The organism is Microcystis sp. LEGE 08355 (genome assembly GCF_015207185.1).
Lineage (GTDB): Bacteria > Cyanobacteriota > Cyanobacteriia > Cyanobacteriales > Microcystaceae > Microcystis > Microcystis panniformis.
The window spans coordinates 1-5,160 of the sequence record NZ_JADEXI010000333.1 but is presented as its reverse complement, the minus strand read 5'-3'; the positions used below and the strand labels follow the sequence as shown (position 1 = coordinate 5,160).

The following is a 5,160-nucleotide window of genomic DNA, read 5'->3' as shown; positions in this document are numbered from 1 at the left end:
CTAGTGCAAATTCTTCTAATTTTGCTAAAATTTTCTTATCATTTTCTAAATCTGACAATAACAATGGCCATTTTAAACTAATCGCAGTAAATTTGCCTAACTGTTCAAAAGTCAAAGAAGGCTCTAACAAATTATCATCCTTGTCTCGCTTCTCAAAAAATAAACCAGTCTCATTAGCGATATAAACCTTGAGACGAAAGACATTGATAAAGTGTTTAATCCGTCGCGGATTGTAATCCAATGCAGGAGCCACCATCATAATGACATTCCGCACTGTTGGGGAATCTTTATCAAAATTGTTGACTTGAATCGCTTCTAATCGCTTAATTACAGCTGCTCGTGCTTTCTCTTTTTCGGTTTGTTCGGATTCTATCGAAGGATTATCTAGAGACAAGTTTTTTAAATCACTTGTCTGATTACTTGTTGGGGAAGTGAGATGCTTTTGCGAATTATTTCTCTGGGGTAAAGCTAACTTAAACTTACCCCAGAATGACTGAAAAAATGTAAAATAAGGTTTAGCTGGCTGTAAATTAGAAGGAGTTGAAGTAGCAAGCTGAGTCAAAAAACGCTCAAAATCTGACTGGGATGGTTGGGGAACTAAAAAGGGAAGCTGGACAAACTTTTCAATAAAGGTATAACCATAAGCTAACCCTTTATTAGCACTACGTCTCGCTAAAATATCAGGATCAATTTCTGCGGTTTCCGACGGTAAATACTTGAGAATGTTTTCGTATTTGACAGCTAAACTAGCCGCTACTTTTTCTCTGTCCATTCCTAAAATAAACACCACTGAAGGATCATCAGCAATCATCAAGTTAATCGCTTGCATCAAGTCCGCTGATTTTGGATGTTCACAACGATCTAAATCGTCAATAAATACATATACCCGATCATTGCCAATATAAGCATCGACAATTTTAGCAAAATCTTCATGAAATTCTTCTACAAATGCCGATTGTTTTTTATAATCTGGGGCTTCTATGTATTTAATTAGGTTGTTTTTGGGGTTTTGAAGTAACCTTTGAAAATTTCTCGATAAACTCTTAATGCCAGCAAAAATTCCTGCTCCTGATAAAGTTAAACCTCCGGCGGTAAATAACAGTTTAAAAACTGAATTAATTTTACTCCAAAAAACATCTGGAGAGGTTGTTGCTCTGATTAATTCGTTAATTCCTTCAACTCCATAAACGATTAAAATAAAAGGAATGGCAATTGATGCACAAATCACAAAAATTATTAATGGTAAAGCTTTAATTAATTCAAATAAGCCTTTTTCTAGGTTAAAACGCAATAATTGTAATTTAAAATATCCTAGGATAATTCGAGGTAAATCTCGCCAATTTTTGGGCGTAGAAATCTGCTTAATAAAAGACAGCGCAAAAGCCGCCCATACCGACTCCGCCTTATCGTGTCGCCAAGCATTAAACCAAACCGTCCGACCTCCCTTTTTTCGTAAATATTCCTCCAACATTTTCATAAAAGAAGACTTGCCACTACCCCACTCTCCCTCAACCGATAAAGTTAGGGGTGGTTGTGTCTGCTCATGCAACAAAAATTCAGCGATCGCTATTACATAAGGCTCAAATCCTAGAGCATCATTATTAGTAGCTTGATCGCTGACGCTAGTATTGCGGATAGATTCAGGAGAATCGGACATGGTAGTTATTTTTAGGTGACAGAGAACGGAGAAGAAAATAGATTACCTTAAGTAGCTGGTTATAATTAAATTAAAAATAGATTTTAGGTTCGATCCCCCCTGCCCCCCTTGATAAGGGGGGCCGATCCCCCCTTAGTCCCCCCTTTAATCCCCCCTTGATAAGGGGGGCATCTGATAATTTTTAACGCCTACCTACTTATCAATCCGAGAAACGCGATATATAACCTCCTGTGGAACAAAAAAGCAATGAAGAAAAGACATTTTCATCATATCATCTAAACCCTATAGGTTCTGTCAGGTAGGGGATAGAAGATTTAACTTAGTGTCTATAGAGTTATTGGGGTTTAGTTTTACTAGGAATCAGAATTAATGACCAGTAGGTGACAGCCTCTGGATCGACTTCTGTAATCGGAATAATTTGCTGATTGGGTAGGGTTGCTCGTTCGATGTAAAGGGCGCGTTCTAATAATCCTAATTCCTGGAGAATATCACGAACTTTAGCGAAATGTCTGCCTAATTTAATAATCGCTGCTGCATCGATAAATGCTAGGCGATCCCGCAATATTTCCGCCTCTAAAGTAGCGGGCATAATACTAAATACGTCATTTCGATAAGTGATAGGTACACCCAGCATTGCTGCACTTGCCATGACTGAAGAAATACCCGGCACGACTTCAATGGAAAAGCGATCACACAGGCGATTAAAGATATACATAAATGTGCCATACAACATCGGATCGCCCACACATAGCACCGCCACATCTCGACCTAAGTTTAACTGTTCGGCGATATTTTCGGCGGCAATATCATAATGAGGTTGAGAACTGCGCTCGACACTAAAAGGTAAAGGCATGGGAATTTCTATCTGCTCGGGACGGATAAAATCCGAGACAATTGCCCGTGCCAAAACTTTGCCACTTTCTAAGGTAGGATAGGCAATTACCGGAACAGTTGTGAGAATCCGGTGTGCTTTTAGCGTCAACAATTCGGGATCGCCAGGCCCGATTCCTAATCCATAAAGTTTGCCTAATTTATTCATAATTCGTTCTCTTTTGCTAAAGCATTGACTGCCGCTGCTGCGATTGCGCTGCCTCCCCTACGTCCGTGTAGGGTAATAAATGGCGCGCCACGACTATTAGTTGCTAATTCTATTTTCGACTCTGCCGCTCCCACAAATCCCACGGGAAAGCCTAAAATCAAAGCCGGTTTATCTACATTTTGATCGAGCAATTCTAGTAGGCGAAAAAGTGCGGTCGGTGCATTACCAATGGCTACCACCGCTCCAGCTAAATGAGGTCGCCAAAGTTCTAAGGCAGCAGCGGAGCGGGTATTATTAATTTGCCGTGCTAACTCGGTTACTTCTGGATAATTGAGGGTACAAATAATCGGATTATCTTTAGGTAAGCGGGCTTTGGTAATGCCATTAGCGACCATTTGAGAATCACAGAGAATTGCTGCACCTCCAGCGAGGGCATTTCGTCCGATTTTAACCGCGTCCGGTGATGCTTCTAAATCTTCTGTTATGTCTGTCATCCCGCAGGAATGAATTAGACGAACCGCCACATGAGCTAAATCATCGGGGAGATTTTTCCAGTTAGTTTCAGCCCGAATAATAGCAAAAGATTTGCGGTAAATTTCCTCACCATTCTTAATGTATTCCATTCTATTCATCTAAATTTTTCGAGTTTTGGGAGCTTAAAATTTGGGCTATGAGCGGGGTAATCTTGGCAAATTCTCCCTCAAATATAGGTGTTTCTAAGAATTTTTTACTATCACCCATATAGACTTGATAAGCTTCTAGTATTTGGCCATTTTCCTCGATGGTAGTTCCTAAAAGGGTAATTTCGGCTGGACCCGGTTGAGCGCAGCATTTAGCACAACCCGTCAAGTGAATATTAACAGGAGAATTGCAGGTTAAGTGTTCCTGCAAATAATCTGCTAGGAGAGAAGCATGAATTTGAGTTGCAGTGGCCGCTGCTGCACAACCCGGTTTACCGCTACAGGCAACTATCCCCGCATCCCATCCAGGAGAAGTGGATAATCCTAGTGATGCCAGTTTTGGCAACAATTCTGACACTTTTTCATCGGGAATATCGGGTAATATAACAGTCTGCCAAGGGGTTAATCGTAACTGACCACTGCCAAAAGTTTCTGATAGTGCCGCTAATCCCGATAGTTGATTAGCCGTCAATTGTCCTAATCTTAATGATAGGCCGATATAAGACAATCCGGGTTGCTTTTGAGGATGAATTCCTAGATGAAAATAGGGTTGAGTAGAATGGGCAGCTTGCTGGTATTCTTGCGGTTGTATTATGCCAGTAGAAGTCTGATGTAATTGGGAGTTAACTTGTTCGAGATATTTTGTCAATCCCCAATCTTTGAGTAGGTGTTTCATCCGCGGTTTTTTCCCCTTAATGTTAGGGGTTTGTTGAACATAATCGAGATAAACAGTTACTAAAGCTTTGACCACAGCTAAACAGTTTTCTGGCTCAATTAATAAGTCCGTGTCATAGAATTGTTTATCTCCTGCGAGGGCTAATCGAAAGCAAACAAGAGAAGTTAAATTTGTCGGATTATTGAGGGCAATTGCTGATAGCTGAATCTCGTTATAGCGGTGTTGCCAGGCCATAGTTGAACTGGTGCTAATTCCCACTGCACCACCGCCATCGATCCCGATACTAAATTTAGGACTTAGTTGGACGATTGATGGATAATTTTGGATAAAATTATCTAATTCTTGGACTAATGGACGAGTATCGATCAATTCTTGGCAGTCAATTCCAGCCGTGGGACTGGACATTATATTACGCAGATGATCGATACTGGGATTATGGGCAGCTAACCCTAATTTTTGCAGAGTTTGAAATTCTTCTAAACTGGGGGATTTTTGCAGTCCGCGAATTTGCAGATTTGCCCGATTGGTAACTTGTATTGTACTCTGCCATTGTTCGAGCCAAGTGGCGATCGCTTTTCCCTGTGGAGAATTGAGCCATCCACCGGGGGTGCGGAGACGAATTAAAAACCCATCCTGGGCAGCAGTTCCATAAAATAAACCGGGACAAGCATTTGCTTTAACTAACCAATTCACCGTTGTTTGTTCTCCATGCGACGCAGAGAAGTAGTTAGAAAATTAGTTGTCTATACTACCGATCAAAAGCTTGTAATTGGTATTCTGACTCGCAAGGAAAAAGGGAAGATGTACTCTTTTTACTTGATTACAGCTGCGGCACAGTACCAGAATTGCACTGGACTTTCCCAAAGACAAGTTTAAGGATTATACCACGTTTTCGGTTGAAACTCAGTATCGTTAAGAATTGCTACATTTTCCCCCCTTTGTGCCAAGACAAATAAACCTTGACGATAAGCATATTTATCCGCTCCTTCTTCGATTTCAATGCCTGCTACTGCCCCATATAATTGTTTGTGGTTATATTCGGGGAAAAATTGCCTAAATTCTGTTAGATTCTTGATTAATTCTTTGACATCATCTACACTTAAACTAC

At 40.6% G+C, this 5,160-nt stretch carries 4 protein-coding genes, 1 pseudogene and 1 riboswitch; all 5 genes and pseudogenes read right to left on the bottom strand.

Translation table 11 applies throughout. The features are described 5' to 3' along the window. On the bottom strand, nucleotides 1-1,657 hold a 1,657-nt coding region (locus IQ242_RS16160; RefSeq protein WP_193960658.1), incomplete at its 3' end, for a P-loop NTPase fold protein. Nucleotides 1,658-1,991: 334 nt separating this feature from the next. After that, the gene (cobI, locus tag IQ242_RS16155) at nucleotides 1,992-2,696 is read right to left on the bottom strand and encodes a precorrin-2 C(20)-methyltransferase (protein WP_151695676.1); all 705 of its coding nucleotides are present in this window, start codon (nucleotides 2,694-2,696) and stop codon (nucleotides 1,992-1,994) included. After that, nucleotides 2,693-3,319 (bottom strand): precorrin-8X methylmutase, encoded by a 627-nt coding sequence (locus IQ242_RS16150; RefSeq protein ID WP_193960657.1) that lies wholly within the window; start codon nucleotides 3,317-3,319, stop codon nucleotides 2,693-2,695. Before IQ242_RS16150 ends, cobI begins: the two co-directional genes overlap by 4 nt. A 1-nt stretch (nucleotide 3,320) precedes the next feature. After that, on the bottom strand, nucleotides 3,321-4,745 hold the full coding sequence (cobG, locus tag IQ242_RS16145) for a precorrin-3B synthase (protein ID WP_193960656.1): 1,425 nt from the start codon (nucleotides 4,743-4,745) through the stop codon (nucleotides 3,321-3,323). A 56-nt stretch (nucleotides 4,746-4,801) separates the two neighbouring features. Next, nucleotides 4,802-4,951, bottom strand: a riboswitch (cobalamin riboswitch). After that, nucleotides 4,925-5,160, bottom strand: a pseudogene (locus IQ242_RS16140) (DUF3782 domain-containing protein); the annotation flags it as partial. (Overlaps the previous riboswitch by 27 nt.)

Coding starts and splice junctions, on each gene's coding strand:
- cobI (WP_151695676.1), bottom strand. CDS start 2,696: ATGAATAAATTAGGCAAACTTTATGGATTAGGAATCGGGCCTGGCGAT.
- IQ242_RS16150 (WP_193960657.1), bottom strand. CDS start 3,319: ATGGAATACATTAAGAATGGTGAGGAAATTTACCGCAAATCTTTTGCT.